We start from the raw sequence: 20,537 nt of genomic DNA on the forward strand, positions 1-20,537 counted from the left end.
AATACAAGCCCTAGCGCTGCACCTGCATCAGGATCACGCGCTTGCTGCTGCCGTCGGCCGGCGGCGTGGCGGACGGCGGCGGCGGGCTGTCGCAGGAACCGCAGGAACCGCAGCCGCTGCCGCAGCCCGGCGCCACCTTGAAGAAGGTCGACAGCTTCGCCTCATCGAGGCCGCAGCGCACCAGGCCGCGCACGATGGCGCGGCGCACGCCCGCCGGCAGGTACTTGGTCGAAAAATGCAGCAGCGCGGCTGCGACGATCAGGGCGACGATGAGGGTTTGCCACATGGTTTTCTCCTAAGCGCCCAGCATCAGGGCGACGCGGTACGTGATGAACGAGGCGGCATACGCCAGGGCGAACATGTAGCCGGCCATCAGCAGCGGATAGCGCCAGCCGCCCGTCTCGCGTTTCACCACGGAGAGGGTCGACAGGCACTGCGGCGCAAACACATACCAGGCCAGCAAGGAAAGCGCGGTGGCCATCGACCACGAATGCGCGATCAGCGGTTCCAGGGTGGTCGCCAGTGCATCGCCCGTTTGCGACAGCGCGTACACGGTGCCCAGGGCGCCGACGGCCACTTCGCGCGCCGCCATGCCCGGCACCAGCGCGATGCATATCTGCCAGTTGAAACCGATGGGCGCGAAGATCACTTCCAGGCCGCGGCCCAGGATGCCGGCCAGGCTGTAGTAGATCGGCGGGTGGATCGCATTGTCCGGCGGGCCGGGGAAGGTACTGAGGAACCACAGGATGATCATCAGACTCAGGATGATGGTACCGACGCGGGTCAGGAAGATCTTCGCGCGCTCCCACAGGCTGACGGCCAGGTTGCGCAAATGCGGCCAGTGATAGGCAGGCAGTTCCAGCATCAGCGGCTGGTTGCCGCGCACGCCCATGCCGCGCTTCATGACCCAGGCCACGGCCATGGCCGAGATGATGCCGGCGAAGTACAGGACAAACAGCACCAGGCCTTGCAGGCTCAGATAGCCCCACACCTGGCGCTCCGGGATGAAGGCGGCGATGATCAGCGCATACACGGGCAGGCGCGCCGAACACGTCATCAGCGGCGCGATCATGATGGTGACCAGACGGTCGCGCGGGTTCTGGATGGTGCGCGCCGCCATCACGCCGGGGATGGCGCAGGCAAAGCTCGACAGCAGAGGAATGAAGGCGCGGCCGGACAGGCCCACGCCGCCCATCAGGCGGTCCAGCAGGAACGCCGCGCGCGGCAGATAGCCGCAGTCTTCCAGCGCCAGGATGAAGAAGAACAGGATCAGGATCTGCGGCAGGAACACCAGCACGCTGCCGACGCCGCCGATGATGCCTTCCACCAGCAAGCTTTTCAGGTGGCCATCGGGCATGTTCGCCGTCAGCACGGCGCCCAGGTGGCCTACGCCATCGGTGATCATTTCCATCGGCGTGGCGGCCCAGGCGAACACGGCCTGGAAGATCAGGAACATCAGCACGGCCAGGATGATGGGGCCGACGATGGGATGCAGCACCACGTCGTCGATCTTTTCCGTCAGGTTGCCCTTGTCGCTCGTGTCATTGCTGACGGCGGCCAGGATGCGGCGCACTTCGCGCTGGGTTTCTTCGACGCTGACGGCATCGATGGCCGCCAGCGGTTTCGCTTCCACGACCGGCAGCGGCAACATGGCATCGATGGCGTTCAGCAAGGCTTTTTCGCCATCGTGCTGCACCGCCACGGTTTCCACCACGGGCATGCCCAGTTCCTGCGACAGTTTCACCGTGTCGATCAGCATGCCGCGCTTGCGCGCCACGTCCGTCATGTTCAGCGCCAGCAGCATGGGCAGGCCCAGGCGCTTGACTTCCAGCACCAGGCGCAGGTTCAGGCGCAGATTGGTGGCGTCGACGACGCAGATGATGGCGTCCGGACGCGGGTCGCCGCGGCGCAAGCCGCCCACCACGTCGCGCGTGATGGCTTCATCGGGCGTAGTGGCGGACAGGCTGTAGGCGCCCGGCAGATCGAGCACGCGCACGGGTTTGCCGGCTGGCGAGGTGAAATGGCCTTCCTTGCGCTCGATGGTCACGCCGGCGTAGTTCGCCACTTTCTGGCGCGCGCCCGTCAAACGGTTGAACAGGGCCGTCTTGCCGCAGTTCGGATTGCCCAGCAAGGCAATTTGTGGCTGATGCGGCGGCTTGTGCACGCCCGCATCCACGATAGTTTCGACAGCACCCATGGTCATTCCGGTTGAAGCAGCGGTTGAATCGTAATCAGCGCCGCTTCGAAGCGGCGCAGTGCGAACGTGGCATTGCCCACCTTGATGGCCAGCGGATCGCCACCGGGAATGCCGCGCTTGAGCATGCGGATGCGTTCGCCGGGAACGAATCCCAGCTCCATCAGGCGACGGGGCAGGTCGACGCCGTCCTCCGTCTGTCCTGCCGTGTGGGGCGTGATATGCAACACCGTGCCGCTCTGGCCGACTGCCAGCGCATCGAGCGTCATCATGGGTGGAACTAGAGTCATGAGCAAATTCCGTTCAAATTAAGAACACCTGATACCGGCTGCGGCGCGGGGCGCCTTGCGCTGGTTCCAGGTTTGTGAGGTAAAACGCAACTGTTGCGCATTACCGACAAGCGGCCATTCCATCTGTCCAGACGGCAACCGTCCGAGACAATACCAGCATTATAAACATGAATGCGAATAGTTTTTATTTAGCCCGGAGAGCCGCCCCCATCAAGGGCTGCGTCATGCGCACGGAAGGCATATCAAGCTGCGGCGCCAGGCTGCCAAGTGCCGCACACTTGATCAAAATCGCTTGCATTGTCCCCCACTTTGCGCGACAATGAAACGTAATGATAATGATTCTCATTAAAACACTAGCAACAATGCTTCCCGGCACTAGTGTCTGTTCATCCTCCAGCCAGAAGGTGTATCAATGATTGTATGTGTCTGCAACAACATATCTGATCGTGAAATCCGTCAAGCCGTCGATCTTGGCCTGTCCAGCATGGCCGAACTGCGCCGCGACCTGGGCGTTGCCACCTGCTGCGGCAAATGCCACACCTGCGCGCGGGAAGTGCTGAACGATCACCTGAACGCCACGGTGGCGCTGCAAGAAACCGTATTGATGCGAGCTGTACTGACAAACTAAAGAAAGCGATAAACGCCATGACGATGATGCCCCCGCCCGTAACGGTGCAGGCCGTGCAGCAATTTGCCGACTTCGACAAGAAGCGCAACAAATTCGCGCCGCTGATGGCCATCGTCGTCCTGCATATCGCCGGTTTTTATGCCATCCAGAGCGGCCTGCTGAGCCGCGTGGTGACGGCGGCCATGCCGACCATCACCACCATCAGCATCATCGCCCCGCCGGCGCCGCCCAAACCGCCAGCGCCATCCGTACCGAAAACCGTGGAATTGAGCGCTCCCGTGCCGCGCGCCGTGATCCCGCCGCTGCCACTGATCGCCGTGGCGCCGAGCGAGCCGACGATCACGCCGCCACAGCCGACGCGCGCCGAAGCGGCACCCGTTGCCACCGCCGCGCCGACAGCGCCATCGACACCGTCGCCGACGCCACCAGCGCCGTCAACGCCGCGCACCGTCAGCAGCGTCGAATACATCAAGGCACCGCAACTGATCTACCCGAATCTGTCGCGCCGCCTGGGTGAAAGCGGCACCGTGGTGCTGCGCATCCTGATCAATGAAAAGGGCTTGCCCGAGCAAATCCTGATCCAGAAATCGACCGGCTACAACAACCTCGATGAAGCGGGCCGTCAGGCCGCCCAGCGCGCGCTGTTCAAGCCGATGATCGAAAACGGCAAGCCCGTACCTGTCTACGTTCTAGTACCGCTGACCTTCCAACTGAGCTAGCCTTCCGGCGGCCCTTGCGCCGCTGCCAGCCCGCAAGCACCGCACCACGTGCCCTGCTTGCTTTTTTGCGCCTTGTTTTTAGTCAAGCGATTTGCTTGTTTCAGTCTGCCAGCCTACATCCCCGGGCCAGGCAGACTTTTTTTTTGGGATCAGACCCGAGGGGGGAATGGGCCCCAATGGGGCCCATTCCGCTCGCGCAGCGACTGACCCTTTTTACATCTCCGCCCACATCCTGAGCAAATTATGATAATGCCCCGTCAAGCCCACCGTCGCCGGTGAATCGCCGTGCTCTGCGCGCACGCTCTGGATGTTCTGATCGAGCTCGAACAGCATGCTGCGCTTCCAGTCCTCGCGCACCATGCTTTGCGTCCACAGGAAGGAGCAGATGCGCTCGCCGCTGGTGACGGGCAGCACCTGATGCACGCTGCTCGACGGATACACGATCACGTCGCCGGCCGGCAGTTTCACTTCGTGCGTGCCATACGCATCGACCACCACCAGCTCGCCGCCTTCGTACTCGTCCGGTTCGCTCAGGAAGACGGTCGACGAGACGTCGGCGCGCATCGACTGCATGCCGTTCTTCGGCGTGCGGATGGCGCCGTCGATATGCAGGCCATAGTGCTCGCCACCCGCATAGCCGTTGAAGAATGGCGGCAGGATGCGCAGCGGCAGCACGGCGGCAAAGAACAGCGGATTGGCCATCAGCGCGCGGCTGACGATCTCGCCCAGCTCCAGCGCCAGCGGCGAACCCTCGGCCAGCTGGCGGTTGCGCTTGACTTGCGCGCCTTGCGCCCCGACGCTGGCGCGCCCATCGACCCAGTCCGTCTGCGCCAGGCGCTGGCGAAAATGCGTGACCTGTTCCGGCGTCAGCACGCCGGGTATATGCAGCATCATCTTGCTATCCTTTTTCAGTAAACATCGCTGCCTGATTATCGCATCGCCGGCAGCGGCCAAGAAGACACAAAAGCAAGAACGGCCCAAGATTTCCCGCCTTTTCAGCGCGGCCATGCGCGCGCGCCAGCGGCAGCAAAACAGCACCGGGAACGCGAATGAGAATGGCCTTCATTTTCCTTAACAAATAAAAAACGGAAAAATGTGGCAATCCATTTGAGAATGGGTTTTATTCGCACGATATTTACGTTAAAAAGACGGAAAAATGCCGTTTACCGCCCGAAATTGCCCATATTTTGCGCTATCATGCGGGCATAGCGAAACCGGCAACCTGCACGCCACCAGGCAGCCCGAGCCACCCGGCAGTGAACGCCAGCAGCCTCCGGTTTCATCATCGAACGCACTACAGAACAAAGGAAATCCCATGAAGGGCGATAAAGAAGTCATCCGCATGCTCAACGCACAGCTCACCAACGAACTGTCGGCCATCAACCAGTACTTCCTGCATGCGCGCATGTACAAGCACTGGGGCCTGGAAAAGCTGGGCAAGAAAGAATACGAAGAATCGATCGGCGAAATGAAACACGCCGACAAGCTGATCGACCGCATCCTGATGCTCGACGGCCTGCCGAACCTGCAAGCGCTGCACAAGCTGCTGATCGGCGAGAACACGCCGGAAATGCTGGAATGCGACTTGAAGCTGGAGCGCGCCGCGCACGCCACCGTCAAGGAAGGCATCGCCATCAGCGAAAAAGCGGGCGACTACGTCTCGCGCGACCTGTTCCTGATGATCCTGGAAGACACGGAAGAGCATATCGACTGGCTGGAAACGCAGATCGACCTGATCGCCAAGATCGGCATCCAGAATTACCTGCAAAGTCAGATGGCTGTTGAAGAGTAATGAGGACACCTGCCAAAACCTACTGCGCGTCGGCATAGGCGGCCTGCGATGCTCACCGTACTAGAGTACGGTTGCGCTTCTCGGCCACCTCTTCCTTCCGCTCGCTACGGTTTTGTCAGGTGTCGTAACATCATTGGTGGAACAAGAAAAACCGGCAGAGCCGGTTTTTTTACGTGTGCTCTCAAGTCTTTGTGGCCTGCGGCGGGCGCAGCTTGACGAACAGCACCGCCACCGCCGCGCACAGCAACAGGGCGCCGGCCAGCCGGATGACGTTCTCCGGATTGCCGCCCAGCCAGCTGCGGTAGTACAGCGGCAGGGTGAAGATCTGGATGATCATCGGGATGACGATGAACATGTTGAAGATGCCCATGTAGACGCCCGTGCGCTCGGGCGGAATGCAGCCGGCCAGCATGATGTAGGGATTGCCCATGATGCTGGCCCAGGCCAGGCCCACGCCCAGCATGGGCAGCAACAGCAGCGCCGGGCTGTGGATCAGCGGGATGCTCAGCATGCCCACGCCGGCCGCGCACAGGCACAGGCTGTGCATGCGCTTGGGGCCAAAGCGGCGCGTGAACGGCACCAGCGCAAAGGCAGCGACAAAGGCGATGAAATTATAGAAGGCGCCCACCTGCCCGTTCAGCAGGCCCGCGTCGCGAAAGCCTTGCGATGCCGGATCCGTCGTGTGAAACAGGGTCGCCGCCAGCGACAGCGCAATGTACTGCCAGTAGCAGAACATGGCGTACCACTGGAACAGGTTGACGATGGCCAGCTGCTTCATCGTCGGCGGCATGTCGCGCAGGGCCGCACCGATATCGGCCAGCGTGTGGCGCCAGCCCGGCGGGCGGCTGCGGATGGCCGCCAGCTCGGCCGCCGTGAGGGGGTTTTCCGGCGTCGTCTTCAGGGTCCACAGCACCGAGGCGAGGGAAAAGACGGCGCCGATCAGGAAGGCGGCGATGACGATGTGCGGGATATGGCTGCCATTGACGGCATCCTTGTTCATGCCCAGCATGACCAGCAGCGACGGCGTCAGGTAGGCCAGCGTTTGCCCCAGTCCCGTAAACGCGCTTTGCGTGAGAAAACCCAGCGAGTGCTGCTTCTTGTCGAGCTTGTCGCTGACAAAGGCGCGGTACGGCTCCATCGTCACATTGTTGGCCGCGTCGAGTATCCACAGCAGGCTGGCGGCCATCCACAGGGTAGGACTGAACGGCATGGCCAGCAGGCCCAGGCTGCACAGGATGGCGCCGATCAGGAAGTACGGCGTGCGGCGGCCCCAGCGCGTCACCGTGCGGTCGCTCATGGCGCCGATCAGCGGTTGCACGAGCAGCCCCGTCATGGGACCGGCCAGCCACAGGTACGGCAGGCTCGCTTCATCGGCGCCCAGGTATTTGTAGATGGGGCTCATGCTGCTTTGCTGCAGACCAAAGCTGAACTGGATGCCGAAAAAACCGACATTCATGTTGACGATCTGCCAGAACGACAAATGCGGACGGTGCGCGGTGGTGTCGCTCATGCTGGTTCCCTTTCCAGCCACAGCATATGCCATGGCTGCAGGCCCACGGTGCCGGCCAGCACGCTGCCATCAAGGCTGTTGCGCCACTCGCCCGCGGGCAAGGTGAAGCGCTGGCTGGCGCCGCTGAAATTGCTCAGGTTGAGAAACGCGTCGCCGCGCAGCAGCGCCAGCACGGCCGGCGTGTCGGCGGGCAGCACGCTGCGCGGCGCAGCGGCGGCCAATGCCGGCAAGCGCCCGCGCGCGTCGATCAGCTGACGCAGCGCCAGGTACAGCCGGCCGCTGGCGCTCACGCCATCGTGGCGCCATGCCAGCAAGCTGTCGTCGAACGCGGGACGCTGCAGCCAGCGGCTGTCCATCGCCCGGTCGGCGCGCTGCGTGTAGCTGTCGTCGTTGGTCATGCCCAGTTCATCGCCCATGTACAGCACCGGCAAGGCGCCAAAGCTCAATGCCAGGCCATGCAGCAGCAGCAGGCGCCGCAACGCGTATTCCTGCTCCTGCACCGTGGTGGCGCTTTGCAGGCCGGCCAGCGAGGCGGCCATGCCGTTGCTGCCATGCGCCTTGTCGGCGCTGCTGCTCTGGAAGGCGGCGCCGCGCGCGTAGCTGCCGGCAGCACCGGCAAAGAACTGCGCAATGCGCGCCAGGCGCGCCGGCCCGTCCGCGCCCGCTTCATTGAGCAGCACGTTCCAGCCGATGTCGTCATGGCAGCGCACATAACTGAGCCAGCTTGCGGCCGGCGGCAGCGGCGGCGTGGCGGCGATCACCTGCTGCAGCAAGTCTGTGCTTTCCTCCGCCAGCGCGCCCCAGCCGGCGGCCATCAGGCTGCTGTGATAAGCGATATGGCATTCGGGCGCGCTATCGCTGCCAAAGTAGGCGGGCAGCTTGGGGGTGGGCACGATGGCTTCGGCCTTGAGCAGCACGCCAGGCGCGACGATGGCGGCGATGGCGCGCAAGGCTTGCAGCAGGCTGTGGGCTTCGGGCTGGTTCATGCAATCCGTGCCTTCGCGCTTCCACAGGAAGGCCGTCGAGTCGAGGCGGAACACCTCGATGCCCTTGTTGGCCAGGCCCAGCATGGCGCCGGCCATGGCCGCGAAGACGGCCGGATTGGCGTAGTTCAAGTCCCACTGATAGGGATAAAACGTGGTCCAGACCCAGCGCTGGAGCTCCGGCACGAAGGTGAAATTGCCCGGTGCCGCCTGCGGGAAGACCTGGCCAACGGTGCGCTCGTAACGGTCCGGCTGCACGCGGTCGGGATAAGTGTGGAAAAAATCGCGCAGCAGCGGATCGCCCGCCTTGGCGCCCAGTGCCCACGCATGGTCGTCCGCCACATGGTTGAGGATGAGGTCCGAGCACAGGCTGATGCCGGCCGCGCGCAGCTGCGCCGTCAACGCCAGCAAGTCGGCATTGCTGCCCAGCGCAGGGTCGACTTCCTCGAAGCTGGCGACGGCAAAGCCGCCATCGCTTTCGCCGGCACGCGGCCGCAAAAACGGCAGCAAATGCAGATACGTCACGCCCAGCTCGCGCAGATGGGCAATGCGCGCGGCCACGCCCTGCAGGCTGCCGCCGAAGCGCTGCACGTAGGCGCTGTAGCCCAGCATGGACTGGCTGGAAAACCAGTCCGGCTGCGCTTCGCGCTGCGCATCCTGCCGCAGCAGCGCCGGCGCGCGCGCCGCGTACAGCCGTCCCACGCTTTCCATCAGGTCGCCCAGCCAGGGCAGGAAATCCGGCCGCTGGCCATACAGGCTGCCCAGGCGGTCGAGCAGGACCGCCTCCTGGCGCGCATAGCGGCGCGCCGCATCGTCGCGCAAGTGCGAGGGGAGCGGCGCCAGCAGGCGCGCCAGGGGGCTACGTATCGACATCATGAATCCTATCCTTGCTTAAAATGCGTATTTCAGGCTGACCTTGACGGCGCGCCCCGTGATCGAGCGGGCCGCGTGGCCATCGCCCTCGACTTCCGTATAGCCGATCTTGTTGAGCAGATTGTTCGCCGTCAGCGCCACCTGCATCTGCGGCGTAAGCTGGTAATTGACGAAAGCGTTGAGCACCTGGTAGGCGGGCAAGGTGATCGTGTGCGCATCATCGCCCCACGACTTGCCCGTGCCGACCAGACTGGCGCCCAGGGTGGCAGGCCCCCATTCATAGGTGGGCGCGAGCTGGTACACGACACGCGCCTGGCGCCGCGGCGTATTGCCGATCAGCGCCACGTCGGCCGCGGCCGTGCCCGTGATCTCGGCATCCGTGAACGTCAATCCGCCATTGATGCGGAAGTCGCCGGCGCTGTAGGCCGCTTCCAGTTCCACGCCCTTCGCTTCATAGCTGTTGGCCGTGCGCAGCTGCGTCGTCGCCTCGTAATTGCTTTCCTTCGTCTTGGCCTGGAACACGGTGACGAAGGTGCTCAGGGGCCCCCGCCGCCATTTCACGCCGCCTTCGAGCTGGCGCACGGTGTTGATCGCCACCGGCACGCTGCCATCCAGGGGCGTGCCGAACAGGATGCGGTCGGCATTGAAGGCCACGCCTTCGCTGACGCGGGCAAACACGGCCAGGTTGGCTTGCAGCTTGTAGTTCGCGCCCAGCGAGTACGAGGTATGGCCCAGGGTGTAGTCGACCTGCTGCACCGTCGACGGCAGATAGGCTTGCGCGCCGGTGGCCTGGTTGGCCGTGCCACTGGCGTGCTGGCGGTCGCGCCGCAAGCCGCCGTCGAGGTTCAGCGCGCCGCTTTCCCAGGCCAGGTTTACGTAGGGCGACGTCGTGCGGTATTCCATGTCGACGGCGCGCGAACAGCAGGCGCCGAAGGCCGGGCCGATGTAGCCGGGCGTGCTGCTCGCCGTTTGCAGCAGCGCCGGCTGGTCGCCCGTGGCCTGCAGCAGGTATTCATTGAAATTCCAGGTCAGGCCCAGCTTTTGCTGCGACAGGTACAGGCCGGCCGTGGTGGTCAGCTTGCCGCTGTCGAGCACAAACGTCCTGGCCAGCTTGGTGTCGCTCAGGGTATTGCTGGCGTCGTCGATCGAGGTATTGAACACCACGGCGGAAAACGCGCGCCCCGTGTAGGGCTGGCCCCGGTTCGGGCCGCTGGCAAACACGTAGCTGCCGTCGCTGCCGTTATTCGACGGGAAGACGCCGATGAAGCGGCCCGAATTGTCGGCGTAGCGGAAGTTTTCGCTCACGCTCCAGCCCTGTCCCAGCTTGAACGATGCTTCCAGTCCCACGGTGTCGCTCTTGACGTGCAGACCGTCGTTGACGCGGGTGGCCACGCGCTGGTTATCCTTGTTCAGCACCATGTCGGGCACCCAGTACGGCGAATAGAAACTGGCCTTGCGCGGGTCGATGCCGGCGATTTCCCCGATGCGGCCATTGCGCACGCTGACCGGCACCGGCAAGGCCGTGGGCGACTGGTCGTCGAGGTGCTTGAACGACAGGCGCACGAAGCCGCTGTCGAATTCATGCGTGACATTGCCGCGGATCTGGCCGCCCTTTTCGCTGTTGACGCCACTGTGGCGGATGCCTTCGCCCGTGCGCCAGGAGCCGCCGATGAAGAAGCGCGTGCGCTCGGAAACCGGCGCGCCGTAATCGAAATCCACGCGCGTCTGGTCGTAGCCCAGGCCCCGGCTGAGCGCCACGCTGCCGCCCTTCTCCTTGCCATTCTTGCTGATGAAATTGATGATGCCGCCCGGCGAGTTGGTGGCCAGGGTGGAGGCCGAACCGCCGCGCACCACTTCCAGGTGGTCGAGGGTGGAATCGATCTTGACGAAGCTGTCGGGCGTGGTGAAGTTGAAGTCGCCGAACTGCAGCACCGGCAAGCCGTCTTCCTGGATCTGCACATAGCGCGCGCCGCCGGCGGAAATGGGCAGGCCGCGCACGGTGATGTTGGCATTGCCTTCGCCGCCCGAGGACTCGGCCCGCAAGCCCGGCACCGAGCGCAGGACTTCGGCGGCGCTGGTCGGCGCGTTGTGCAGGATGGTGTCGAGTTCCATGCTGCTGACGGAATTGCTCGATTTCATTTTGGACGTGCCGCCGGTGGTGCCGGTGACCACGATGCGTTCCAGGTTCAGGCCATCGGCGGGGGCGGCGCTGGCGGTGTCGCCGGCCGATTGGGCCTGGGCGGCGCCCCATTGCAGCAGGGCCAGGGCGACGGCTGCGGCCATGCAGCCGCGTTGAGCAGTACGTGTCTTCATCTTGTCTCCAGTGTTGTATGCCGATACATCGAGGTATCCGCTTGTTATGGGTCCTGGCCGCCGCATGCCATGGCGCGCTGGCTGAGCCGGTACGTCATTATTCAACGAATAAGAATTTATTGCAATCGATTGCAATCGAGCGCTGCAACATGGAATTTATGTTGCTTTTAAGGGAGCGCTACGGGCAGAAAAGAGGGAAACAGGAGAGAATCGATACGAGATCAGGGTTTTTCATGCTGCCGTGCAGCATGAAAAATAGTGGGGAATTTTGAAATTATTGCAATCGGTTGCAACCGCGCTTTACCGGCCCGAGGCGCGTACGATCAGCTCGGTTGGCAATTGCCGGGATGGCGCAGGCGCGCCATCGACCAGCGCCAGCAGCGAGGCCACCAGCGCGCGCCCGGCGGCGCGGATCGGCTGGCGCACGGTGGTCAGCGGCGGGTGGAAATACGCGGCCAGTTCGATATCGTCGTAGCCGACCACGGCCACCTGTTCCGGCACGGCCACGCCACGCGCGCGCAAGGCGCTGATGGCGCTCATGGCCAGCAAGTCGCTGCAGGCGAAGATGGCGTCGAACGGGAGCTGGCGATCCAGCAGTTCCTGCACGTCCGTCGCGCCGCCCTGCGGCAGGAAGGAGCCGGCCACGTACAGTTGCGGATCGGGTGCCAGTCCGTGCGCGGCCAGCGCCTGCGCATAGCCCTGGTGGCGCTGCGCCACTTCGGGCAGCTTGGCGTCGCCAAAGAAGGCGATGCGACGACGTCCCGCCGCCAGCAAGTGCTCCGTGGCCAGCCTGCCACCGGCGACGTTGTCGCCGCCAACGGTGCAATACAGCTGCTGCGGCAATTGCGCGCCCCACACGACGATGGGCACCTGGCGCGCGGCCAGCTGGTTCAGTTGTTCATGGTGGCGCCACTGGCCGATCAGGATGATGCCGATCACGCGGCCGCTATCGAAGGACTGGGCGGCCGCATCGAGCGTTTCCGCATCCACGCGCGAAATGAGCATGTCGAAGCCCTGCTCCGTCAGCGCATCGGCCAGGCTGCCCAGCATGCTCAGAAAGAAAGGATCGGACAGGTGCTGGCGCGTGGCCGCGTCATACGGCACCACCACGCCCACCGTGCGGTTCTGTTTCAGGCGCAGGTTTTGCGCGCCGATATTGATGGAGTACTTGAGCGAACGGGCCAGCGCGATGACGCGCGCGCGCGTTTCTTCATTGACCAGCGAACTGCCGCTCAGGGCGCGCGACACGGTGGACGTGGACACGCCGGCCAGGCGCGCGATATCGGCCATCTGCAGGCGCTGCTGCGCCTTCGAATCGGTACCGGTCATCGGACGCTCACTGCGGCACGGTGTCCTTGAACGACTGCCGCTCGGACAGTTTGTCGAACAGGCGGGCCAGCGCAGGATGCTCGGCGCGCCAGTCGATTTCCGGGAAGCGGAAGCTGAGCCAGCCCAAGGTACACCCCACGGCCACGTCGGCCAAGGTGTAGTTCTTGCCGGCGCAATACGCGCTCTCGCCCAGGCGTGCTTCCAGCGCCGCCAGACCCAGGGTGACTTTTTCCAGCTGGCGCGCGATCCAGGCCGCGCTTTGCTGCTCGGGCGGGCGCTGCGTGCGCTCCAGGCGCACCAGCACGCCAGCGTCGAGGATGCCGTCGGCCAGTGCTTCCCAATTCTTGATATCGGCCCGCTCGCGGCCATTGCCGCCGGCCGGCAGCAGCTTGCACACGGGCGTGAGCGTATCGAGGTATTCGACGATGACTTTCGAATCGATCAGCGTGCTGCCATCTTCCATCACCAGGCAAGGCACTTTGCCCAGGGGATTGGCCTGGGCGATGCGTGTTTCCGGCACCCACACGTTTTCCAGCTCGAAGACATAGTCGAGCTTTTTTTCCGCCAGCACGATACGGGCTTTGCGGACATACGGGCTGGCGAGGGAACCGATCAGTTTCATAGGTACTTTAAGGTAAAGGAGCAGCAAGCAGTATAGCATCGGCGGCAGCGGTGTTTGGCAGCACGCGCCCGGCGCCCCCCAGTGTGTGGCAGCCACGCCGCATCGGGGCCGGATTCGGCCAAATTGCGGTGCGCCGACGGCCGACGGACGGCTGGCCAGCGGCCAGCGGTGGTAAAATCGCCCTTTACTGTGGCGCCGTCAGTGTTGCTGTATTGCAATAGCCCTGCCCTCCCCGCGCGCCACACGCCAACCGTTTCTTTAACTTGCGTCCGCTCTCATGACTTCTACTACTCCGTATTCCACGCTGTCGGCCCTGTCTCCGCTCGATGGCCGCTACGCCAGCAAGACCGATCTGCTGCGCCCGATCCTGTCCGAAGCCGGTTTCATGCACCACCGCGTGAAAGTGGAAATCTCCTGGCTGCAAGCGCTGTCGCAAGCCGGTTTCGCTGAAATCAAGCCGTTTTCGGCAGAAGCGAACGCCCTGCTCGACAAGATGGCGAGCGATTTCTCGGAAGCCGACGCGGCCCGCATCAAGGCCATCGAAGCGGTCACCAACCATGACGTGAAGGCTGTCGAATACTGGCTGAAGGAACAAGTGGCGGACGTGCCGGAACTGGTGGCGGCGTCGGAATTCATCCATTTCGCCTGCACCTCGGAAGACATCAACAACACCTCGCACGGCATGATGCTGAAAGCCGCCCGCGATGGCGTGATGCTGCCGGCATTGAACGGCCTGGTGGCCAAGCTGACGCAGATCGCGCACGACAACGCCGACGTGCCGATGCTGTCGCGCACGCACGGCCAGACGGCCAGCCCGACCACCCTGGGCAAGGAATTTGCCAACGTCGTGGCCCGCTTGCAGCGCGCCGTGAAACGCATCGAGCAAGTGGAAATCCTCGGCAAGATGAATGGTGCCGTCGGCAACTACAATGCCCACCTGTCGGCCTACCCTGGCTTCGACTGGCCGGCATTCTCGCAGGCCGTCATCGAACAGCGCCTGGGCCTGGTCTTCAATCCGTACACCATCCAGATCGAGCCGCACGACTACATGGCCGAACTGTTCGACGCCTTCGCGCGCGCCAACACGATCCTGCTGGACCTGAACCGCGACATCTGGACGTATGTGTCGCTCGGCTACTTCAAGCAAAAACTGAAAGCGGGCGAAATCGGTTCGTCGACCATGCCGCACAAGGTCAACCCGATCGACTTCGAAAACTCGGAAGGCAACCTGGGCCTGGCCAACGCCGTGCTGAAACACCTGTCGGAAAAACTGCCCGTCTCGCGCATGCAGCGCGACCTGACCGATTCGACCGTGCTGCGCAACATCGGCGTGGGCCTGGGCTACACCCTGCTGGCCTATGACAGCTGCCTGCGCGGCTTGAACAAGCTGGAAGTGAACCACGCGCGCCTGGCGCAAGACCTCGACGCGACGTGGGAAGTGCTGGCCGAGCCCGTACAAACCGTGATGCGCCGCTATGGCATCGAAAACCCGTACGAGCAGCTGAAAGAGCTGACGCGCGGCAAGGGCATCTCGAAAGAAGCGCTGCAGACCTTCGTCAATGGCCTGGCCATTCCGCAGGATGCCAAGGACGTGCTCTTGACCATGACGCCGGGTAATTACATCGGCATCGCAGCGCAATTGGCCAAAGCTATCTAAGCAGTTTCCACATGGGGATCATGCGATCCCATTCCCGCGGGGCGGCCAGCACACAAATGCTGCCCGCCCCGCGGTTTTTCCGGCAATCTTTCTTGTAGAATCTCCAGCACGCAGCGTAAATTGCTTTTCTTTGGTATATTAGGCCGAATTAGTCCTAATACGTACTACTTTCAAGAAAGCCGTCGATGCAACGCTACACCACCACCGCCATCATCCTGCACTGGCTGACCGCCCTGCTGATCATCAGCGCCTTCATCATGGGCCTGGTCATGGTCGATATTCCCGGCCTGACGCCCACCAAGCTCAAATATTTCTCGTGGCATAAATGGCTGGGCGTGACCGTGCTGGCCATCGCCGCCATCCGCCTGCTGTGGCGCAAGGCCAATGTACCGCCGCCGCACCCTGCCAGCATGGTGGCCTGGCAAAAGAAGGCGGCCGACGCCATGCATGTGCTGTTGTACATCCTGATCTTCGCCGTGCCCGTTTCCGGCTACCTGTACACGCTGGCTGCCGGCGTTCCGGTAGTCTATCTGGGCCTGTTCCAGCTGCCCGTCATCATGGCGCCGAACCCGGAACTTAAGCCACTTTTAAAAGAGATTCATTATGTTCTGAACATGACGATGGCCGCCGCCGTGGCTGCCCATGTGCTGGCGGCGCTGAAGCATCAATTTATCGACAAAGACGGCGTACTTAAACGCATGCTGCCATAACACCGACTTCACCCTTGCTCACTGAAACTCCAGGAAAAATAAGATGAAAACCACCCAACGCATCGTCCTCGCTTCCCTGCTGGGCCTGTCCGTGGCCGCCACCGCCGCCACCCTGCTGAAAGTCGATCCCGCCAAGACCAGCGTGTCGGCCGTGTTCAAGCAAATGAACGTGCCCGTGGAAGCGAAGTTCAAGAAATTCAATATCGCCATCGATTACAATCCGGCCACGCCGGACGCCTCGAAAGCCTCGGTGGAAATCGAAACGGCCAGCATCGATATCGGCGACCCCGAATACAACAAGGAAGTGGCGAAGAAAGAATGGTTTAACGCGGCCCAGTTCCCGAAAGCCACCTTCGTTTCGAGCAGCATCAAGGCCGCCGGCGCGGGCAAGCTGACGGTCAGCGGCAAGCTGAGCATCAAAGGCAAGACCACCGACGTGACGTTCCCATTGACGGTCAAAGCCGATGGCGGCAAATATGCGTTCGACGGCGCCCTGCCGATCAAGCGCCTGACCTACAACATCGGCGAAGGCGAGTGGAAAGACACGAGCATGGTTGCCGACGAGGTCACCATCAAGTTCCACGTCGCTGCGCAGTAACACCTGAGAAAACGTCCATGGCTGCGTTGCTCTTGCCTCGTCGTACTATTCGTACTGCCTTCGGCAAGGCGCCTGGCCCTGAACGTTTTTCAGGCGTTACATATCAGATCACCGCCCAAAAATCTGTTGTTTAACTTAGTTAGGAATTCAATGAAATTGAAGCACTTGATGATCGCCGTGCTGGCAGCCGCCGGCGCCGGTTCGGCCATGGCCGCTACCGACACCTACAACCTCGACCCGACGCACACTTTCCCCAGCTTTGAAGCCGATCACATGGGCATGTCCGTGTGGCGCGGCAAGTTCAACAAGACCAAGGGTACGGTCACCCTGAACCGCGCCGCCAAGACGGGTAGCCTGGACCTCGTCATCGACGCCGATTCGATCGATTTCGGCCTCGACGCCATGAACACGCACGCGAAAAAAGCGGACATGTTCAACGTCGAAAAATTCCCACAAATCACCTACAAGAGCAAATCGCTCAAGTTCGACGGCGACCAACTGGTGGAAGTCGATGGCGAACTGACGCTGCTGGGCGTAACCAAGCCCGTCAAGCTGAACGTGAGCAAGTTCAAGTGCATCATGCATCCGCGCTACAAGCGCGAAGTGTGCGGCGCCGACGCCACGGCGGAATTCAAGCGCAGCGACTTTGGCCTGAACTACGGCATGCCGGCGTTCTCGCCGGAAGTCAAGCTGGCCATCCAGGTGGAAGCCATCAAGGCTGACTAAACACGGCCTTGCCGCATGACAAGCCCGCCTCGCTGCCCGCAGCCAGGCGGGCTTTTGCATGCACTGCGCGAATCCGCTGGACTTTTCTATCGTGCGGCATCACTATCCATTGGCATGATGTTGTTCTGACATGGCACACCCACTTATCCACCGCGCGGAGGACTACATGAATTTCATTATCTGGATCGTTATTGGCGGCGTCATCGGCTGGCTGGCCAGCATGGTCATGAAAACGAATGCGCAACAGGGCATCTTCCTCAATATCGTCGTCGGCATCGTCGGCGCCTTCCTCGGCGGCTGGCTGCTGGCCCCCCTGTTCGGCACGGGCACCATCAATAGCGACAATTTCAGCCTGGCTTCTCTGCTGGTCTCGTTCCTGGGCGCCGTGATCCTGCTGGGCATCGTGAATCTTTTGCGCCGCGGCAAAATACGCTAAGCAGACACATGGCAGCGCATCAGCAAGTGGCCGGGCCGCGCAAGCGCCCGGCCATTTTTTATTGCCGGCAAGACAATTGTATGGACAATACCACAGCCGCGGCACGAGAAAATGCCCGTTCGCAGCCCACTCCTGCCCCTGCAACGCTGAAAATAGTGCAATTTTTGCAAGCAACTACAAACATGCCCTCGGGAAAATGTGATTGACTAGTGCGAGTTCGATACGGATACTCTAGGTCGCCCGCTGAGAAAAAACACTGGGTACACGTTGGTTCCGACTTCCCTTCATGTAAAAGACTAGAACTCGAATGAAAAAATCTTTAATCGCGCTCGCCATCCTGAGCAACTTCGCACACGCCGACGAAGGCATGTGGATGCCCCAACAGCTGCCACAAGTGGCCAAGGAACTGAAAGCGGCCGGACTGAAACTCGATCCGACCAACCTGACCAAACTGACAGAGTTCCCCATGGGCGCCATCGTCAGCCTGGGCGGTTGCTCGGCTTCGTTCGTCTCGCCGCAAGGCCTGGTTGCCACCAACCACCATTGCGTCTACAACAGCGTGGCGGTCAATTCGACCAAAGAGCGCGATTTGCTGGCCAACGGTTTCCTGGCCAAGACTTTCGCTGAAGAATTGCCGGCCGCCCCAGGCAGCCGCATCTTCGTGACCTCGGCCGTGACCAATGTCAGCGACAAGATCATCACCGCCGACGTGGCCAAGCTGCAAGGCAAGGCACGCATCGACGCTATCGAGAAAAACCAGAAGAAACTGGTCGCCGAATGCGAAAAAGAAGCCGGCTTCCGCTGCACCGTGTCCGCCTACTACGGCGGCCTGGAGTTCTACCTGATCAAGCAACTGGAAATCCGCGACGTGCGCCTGGTGCACGCGCCTCCAGCAGGCGTCGGCAAGTTCGGCGGCGACACCGACAACTGGATGTGGCCACGCCACACGGGCGACTACGGTTTCTACCGCGCCTATGTCAGCAAGGACGGCAAAGCTGCCGACTTCAGCAAGGACAACGTGCCTTACCAGCCAAAACACGTGCTGAAACTGGCCAAGGATGGCTTGAAAGAAGGCGATTTCGTGATGGTCCTGGGCTACCCTGGCCGCACCAACCGTCACCGCCTGCCATCGGAAGTGGCGTACACGTTTGACTGGAACTACCCGGCCTTCGTGAAAGCGTCGGGCGAAACCCTGGCCATCATCGCGCGCGAAACCAAGGACAACAAGGATGTTGCCCTGAAATACGCGGGCCAGGTTGCTGGCGTGAACAATTACTACAAGAACCGCCAAGGCATGCTCGATTCCTACGCCGGCAGCGACTTCCTGGCGCGCAAGACGACGGAACACGAAGCCCTGAAAACCTGGGTCAACGCGAATGCTGCCCGCAAGGCGGAATTTGCCGGCGACATCGAGCAAGTGGAAAAGCTGATCGCCGAGCGCGATGCCGACACCAAGCGCGATTTCTTCCTCAGCTACGCACAACCACGCCTGCTGAACACGGCACGCAGCCTGTACCGCCTGTCGAACGAAGGCACCAAGGCCGATACGGAACGCAAGTCCGGCTACCAGACGCGCGATTTGCCACGTCTGTCGTCGAGCATCACGTCGGTCGAGCGCACCTACGATGAAAAAGTCGACAAGGCGCTGGTACTGAACAGCCTGACCAAGTACGCCGCGCAACCGGCAGCACAGCGCCGCGCCAGCTTTGACGCCGCCATCGGCATCAAGGACGGCATGTCGCAAGCCGACCTGTCCGCCGCCCTGGACAAACTGTATGCCGGCAGCAAGCTGGCCGACAAGGAAGAACGCGCAGCGTGGCTGAAACGCACGCCAGCCGAATTCCAGGCCAGCAAGGACAGCTTCATCCAGGCAGCCGTCGCCATGTATCCGGATTCGCTGAAAAACGAAGCGGAAGATGAAGAACTGGCCGGCAAGATCCAGCAAGCCTACGCCAACTACATGAAAGCAAAGATTGCCTTCATGAAGAGCAAAGGCCAAGCCGTCTATCCTGACGCCAACAGCACCCTGCGCGTCACGTTCGGCAAAGTAGCCGGCCGTGACCACGGCGCCGACGGCACCACCTGGTCTGCCTTCACCACCGTCAATGGCGTCGTTGCCAAAGCCACGGGCCAGGGCGAGTTCAATGCACCGGCGAATCAACTGGCCGCGATCAAAGCCAAGGACTTCGGTAAATTCGTCGATCCGAAGCTGAAAACCGTGCCGGTCGACTACCTGGCCACCCTGGACATCACCGGCGGTAACTCCGGTTCGGCTGCCCTGAACGCCAAAGGCGAATTCATCGGCCTGGCCTTCGATGGCACCTTGGACTCGATCATTTCCGATTGGGACTACAACAAGGCCAACACCCGTTCGATCCAGGTCGACCTGCGCTACATGCTGTGGAACATGAAACACATCGACCACGCAGACAACCTGCTGAAAGAAATGGGCGCTGAATAACAAGAAGCAATAACCCGGCAACGGGCGCTTTAGCCTGAGCCACTCCTGCGGGAGTGGCTTTTTTTCGCCTAACGTTTTACTTTGGTAAAACGGTAAGGTACGGCTTGCTCCTCGCCAAACACTTGCACCCTGCCACTGCCCAGCGGCAGCATGACCCGCCGGCCATCCTGCAGCAACAGCAAGGCCAGGTCGGCGCCGGGAAAGCGCTGCGCCAGCAGCGGATAAGCTGGCCGCGCAATGCCGGCGGCGGGAACCACGATGCGGTAGTCGCCATCGCCAAAGTCCAGCAGCAGCGCGGAAAGCTCATCCGGCCCCGGCAGCGCCGTGATGCGCAGGCGCGCGCTTCCCTTGACGAGCTCGAAGGCGGACCACAGGGGCAGGCTGCGCTGCATGGCGCCGATCCGCAGCAGCGGCGCGTGGCGCGCCTGCGCCGACGTCAGCACGATGTCAGGCCGTTCTTCCGGCACGGCGCCATCGACGGCCAGCAGCCAGCCCCGGTAGCGTATCAGCGCGCCCTGCGCGGCAGCCGTGACAGCCCCCCCCTGCGCCACAGGCTCCTTGCCCGCAGGCAAGCGCAACGGCGCCGCCTGCGCCGCCAGGCATATCCCCCACACCAGCGCCGCCATCGCCACCTTGCCCATGCCGCCTCCCCTCGTGCGTGAAACGTATTCATAACACAAGTACAGCAACAAGCCC

Annotated in this window: 19 protein-coding genes; 9 read left to right on the forward strand and 10 right to left on the reverse strand. The window is 62.4% G+C overall.

Annotated features, from left to right (window positions below; all coding sequences use genetic code 11):
* Positions 1 to 10: 10 nt before the first annotated feature.
* Genes U0004_RS27890 through U0004_RS27900 form a run of 3 tightly spaced genes read right to left on the reverse strand, consistent with a single transcriptional unit; the run spans position 11 to position 2,484 of the window.
* Entirely contained in the window at positions 11 to 286 is a 276-nt protein-coding gene (locus U0004_RS27890) for a hypothetical protein (RefSeq protein WP_070254735.1), read from the reverse strand.
* Positions 287 to 295: 9 nt separating this feature from the next.
* Positions 296 to 2,197: a ferrous iron transporter B gene (gene feoB / locus U0004_RS27895; protein WP_070254889.1), complete on the reverse strand. Its 1,902-nt coding sequence runs from the start codon at positions 2,195 to 2,197 to the stop codon at positions 296 to 298.
* A gap of 2 nt (positions 2,198 to 2,199) precedes the next feature.
* Positions 2,200 to 2,484 (reverse strand): FeoA family protein, encoded by a 285-nt coding sequence (locus U0004_RS27900; RefSeq protein WP_034778868.1) that lies wholly within the window; start codon positions 2,482 to 2,484, stop codon positions 2,200 to 2,202.
* Between the two features lie 412 nt (positions 2,485 to 2,896).
* Between U0004_RS27900 and U0004_RS27905 the strand changes: the two genes are divergently transcribed.
* Positions 2,897 to 3,112 carry a (2Fe-2S)-binding protein gene (locus U0004_RS27905; protein ID WP_034745611.1) on the forward strand — a complete coding sequence of 72 codons (216 nt, stop codon included), beginning with the start codon at positions 2,897 to 2,899 and terminating at the stop codon, positions 3,110 to 3,112.
* Positions 3,113 to 3,129: 17 nt separating this feature from the next.
* Positions 3,130 to 3,831 (forward strand): energy transducer TonB, encoded by a 702-nt coding sequence (locus U0004_RS27910; RefSeq protein ID WP_070254736.1) that lies wholly within the window; start codon positions 3,130 to 3,132, stop codon positions 3,829 to 3,831.
* A 213-nt stretch (positions 3,832 to 4,044) separates the two neighbouring features.
* Here the strand turns inward: U0004_RS27910 and U0004_RS27915 are convergent, their stop codons facing one another.
* Positions 4,045 to 4,725 (reverse strand): Fe2+-dependent dioxygenase, encoded by a 681-nt coding sequence (locus tag U0004_RS27915; protein WP_070254737.1) that lies wholly within the window; start codon positions 4,723 to 4,725, stop codon positions 4,045 to 4,047.
* Between the two features lie 421 nt (positions 4,726 to 5,146).
* Between U0004_RS27915 and bfr the strand changes: the two genes are divergently transcribed.
* Complete coding sequence (bfr, locus tag U0004_RS27920; protein ID WP_034778875.1) at positions 5,147 to 5,623, forward strand: bacterioferritin; 477 nt, start codon at positions 5,147 to 5,149, stop codon at positions 5,621 to 5,623.
* Between the two features lie 181 nt (positions 5,624 to 5,804).
* On the opposite strand, the gene U0004_RS27925 is transcribed toward bfr, so the two are convergent.
* From U0004_RS27925 to U0004_RS27945, 5 genes are all read right to left on the reverse strand, one after another.
* Entirely contained in the window at positions 5,805 to 7,133 is a 1,329-nt protein-coding gene (locus U0004_RS27925; protein ID WP_070254740.1) for an MFS transporter, read from the reverse strand.
* A complete protein-coding gene (locus U0004_RS27930) occupies positions 7,130 to 8,992 on the reverse strand; it encodes an alpha-amylase family glycosyl hydrolase (protein WP_231958625.1) in 1,863 nt (620 codons plus the stop codon). The genes U0004_RS27925 and U0004_RS27930 overlap by 4 nt, the downstream gene beginning before the upstream one ends.
* Positions 8,993 to 9,007: 15 nt before the next feature.
* Positions 9,008 to 11,302 (reverse strand): TonB-dependent receptor, encoded by a 2,295-nt coding sequence (locus U0004_RS27935; RefSeq protein ID WP_070254742.1) that lies wholly within the window; start codon positions 11,300 to 11,302, stop codon positions 9,008 to 9,010.
* 300 nt (positions 11,303 to 11,602) lie between these two features.
* Positions 11,603 to 12,631, reverse strand: a complete 1,029-nt coding sequence (locus tag U0004_RS27940) for a LacI family DNA-binding transcriptional regulator (protein WP_070254744.1) — start codon at positions 12,629 to 12,631, stop codon at positions 11,603 to 11,605.
* A 7-nt stretch (positions 12,632 to 12,638) separates the two neighbouring features.
* A complete protein-coding gene (locus tag U0004_RS27945; RefSeq protein WP_034778885.1) occupies positions 12,639 to 13,253 on the reverse strand; it encodes a glutathione S-transferase N-terminal domain-containing protein in 615 nt (204 codons plus the stop codon).
* Between the two features lie 277 nt (positions 13,254 to 13,530).
* Here U0004_RS27945 and purB point away from each other — a divergent pair, with 277 nt between their 5' ends.
* The 6 genes from purB to U0004_RS27975 all read left to right on the forward strand — a co-directional run bounded on the left by purB (position 13,531) and on the right by U0004_RS27975 (position 19,841).
* Complete coding sequence (gene purB, locus U0004_RS27950) at positions 13,531 to 14,910, forward strand: adenylosuccinate lyase (protein WP_070254746.1); 1,380 nt, start codon at positions 13,531 to 13,533, stop codon at positions 14,908 to 14,910.
* 185 nt (positions 14,911 to 15,095) lie between these two features.
* Positions 15,096 to 15,620, forward strand: a complete 525-nt coding sequence (locus tag U0004_RS27955; RefSeq protein ID WP_070254748.1) for a cytochrome b — start codon at positions 15,096 to 15,098, stop codon at positions 15,618 to 15,620.
* Positions 15,621 to 15,663: 43 nt separating this feature from the next.
* Positions 15,664 to 16,218 carry a YceI family protein gene (locus U0004_RS27960; protein ID WP_034778891.1) on the forward strand — a complete coding sequence of 185 codons (555 nt, stop codon included), beginning with the start codon at positions 15,664 to 15,666 and terminating at the stop codon, positions 16,216 to 16,218.
* A gap of 150 nt (positions 16,219 to 16,368) precedes the next feature.
* Positions 16,369 to 16,944 (forward strand): YceI family protein, encoded by a 576-nt coding sequence (locus tag U0004_RS27965; RefSeq protein ID WP_070254750.1) that lies wholly within the window; start codon positions 16,369 to 16,371, stop codon positions 16,942 to 16,944.
* A 166-nt stretch (positions 16,945 to 17,110) separates the two neighbouring features.
* Positions 17,111 to 17,380, forward strand: coding sequence for a GlsB/YeaQ/YmgE family stress response membrane protein (locus U0004_RS27970; RefSeq protein ID WP_034778894.1), 270 nt, complete (start codon positions 17,111 to 17,113; stop codon positions 17,378 to 17,380).
* Between the two features lie 307 nt (positions 17,381 to 17,687).
* The gene (locus U0004_RS27975) at positions 17,688 to 19,841 is read left to right on the forward strand and encodes a S46 family peptidase (protein WP_070254752.1); all 2,154 of its coding nucleotides are present in this window, start codon (positions 17,688 to 17,690) and stop codon (positions 19,839 to 19,841) included.
* A 68-nt stretch (positions 19,842 to 19,909) separates the two neighbouring features.
* Here the strand turns inward: U0004_RS27975 and U0004_RS27980 are convergent, their stop codons facing one another.
* The gene (locus U0004_RS27980) at positions 19,910 to 20,482 is read right to left on the reverse strand and encodes a hypothetical protein (protein WP_070254754.1); all 573 of its coding nucleotides are present in this window, start codon (positions 20,480 to 20,482) and stop codon (positions 19,910 to 19,912) included.
* Between the last annotated feature and the right edge of the window lie 55 nt (positions 20,483 to 20,537).

It is taken from the genome of Janthinobacterium lividum (assembly GCF_034424625.1).
Taxonomy (GTDB): Bacteria; Pseudomonadota; Gammaproteobacteria; order Burkholderiales; family Burkholderiaceae_D; genus Janthinobacterium; species Janthinobacterium lividum.

Excerpts from the sequence above, each read along its gene's own strand:
- U0004_RS27980 (WP_070254754.1), bottom strand. The coding sequence starts at position 20,482 with ATGGGCAAGGTGGCGATGGCGGCGCTGGTGTGGGGGATATGCCTGGCG.
- U0004_RS27940 (WP_070254744.1), bottom strand. The coding sequence starts at position 12,631 with ATGACCGGTACCGATTCGAAGGCGCAGCAGCGCCTGCAGATGGCCGAT.
- U0004_RS27965 (WP_070254750.1), top strand. The coding sequence starts at position 16,369 with ATGAAATTGAAGCACTTGATGATCGCCGTGCTGGCAGCCGCCGGCGCC.
- U0004_RS27960 (WP_034778891.1), top strand. The coding sequence starts at position 15,664 with ATGAAAACCACCCAACGCATCGTCCTCGCTTCCCTGCTGGGCCTGTCC.
- U0004_RS27970 (WP_034778894.1), top strand. The coding sequence starts at position 17,111 with ATGAATTTCATTATCTGGATCGTTATTGGCGGCGTCATCGGCTGGCTG.
- purB (WP_070254746.1), top strand. The coding sequence starts at position 13,531 with ATGACTTCTACTACTCCGTATTCCACGCTGTCGGCCCTGTCTCCGCTC.
- bfr (WP_034778875.1), top strand. The coding sequence starts at position 5,147 with ATGAAGGGCGATAAAGAAGTCATCCGCATGCTCAACGCACAGCTCACC.
- U0004_RS27890 (WP_070254735.1), bottom strand. The coding sequence starts at position 286 with ATGTGGCAAACCCTCATCGTCGCCCTGATCGTCGCAGCCGCGCTGCTG.
- U0004_RS27925 (WP_070254740.1), bottom strand. The coding sequence starts at position 7,133 with ATGAGCGACACCACCGCGCACCGTCCGCATTTGTCGTTCTGGCAGATC.
- U0004_RS27935 (WP_070254742.1), bottom strand. The coding sequence starts at position 11,302 with ATGAAGACACGTACTGCTCAACGCGGCTGCATGGCCGCAGCCGTCGCC.
- U0004_RS27975 (WP_070254752.1), top strand. The coding sequence starts at position 17,688 with ATGAAAAAATCTTTAATCGCGCTCGCCATCCTGAGCAACTTCGCACAC.
- U0004_RS27900 (WP_034778868.1), bottom strand. The coding sequence starts at position 2,484 with ATGACTCTAGTTCCACCCATGATGACGCTCGATGCGCTGGCAGTCGGC.
- U0004_RS27905 (WP_034745611.1), top strand. The coding sequence starts at position 2,897 with ATGATTGTATGTGTCTGCAACAACATATCTGATCGTGAAATCCGTCAA.
- U0004_RS27910 (WP_070254736.1), top strand. The coding sequence starts at position 3,130 with ATGACGATGATGCCCCCGCCCGTAACGGTGCAGGCCGTGCAGCAATTT.
- feoB (WP_070254889.1), bottom strand. The coding sequence starts at position 2,197 with ATGGGTGCTGTCGAAACTATCGTGGATGCGGGCGTGCACAAGCCGCCG.
- U0004_RS27930 (WP_231958625.1), bottom strand. The coding sequence starts at position 8,992 with ATGATGTCGATACGTAGCCCCCTGGCGCGCCTGCTGGCGCCGCTCCCC.
- U0004_RS27915 (WP_070254737.1), bottom strand. The coding sequence starts at position 4,725 with ATGATGCTGCATATACCCGGCGTGCTGACGCCGGAACAGGTCACGCAT.
- U0004_RS27955 (WP_070254748.1), top strand. The coding sequence starts at position 15,096 with ATGCAACGCTACACCACCACCGCCATCATCCTGCACTGGCTGACCGCC.
- U0004_RS27945 (WP_034778885.1), bottom strand. The coding sequence starts at position 13,253 with ATGAAACTGATCGGTTCCCTCGCCAGCCCGTATGTCCGCAAAGCCCGT.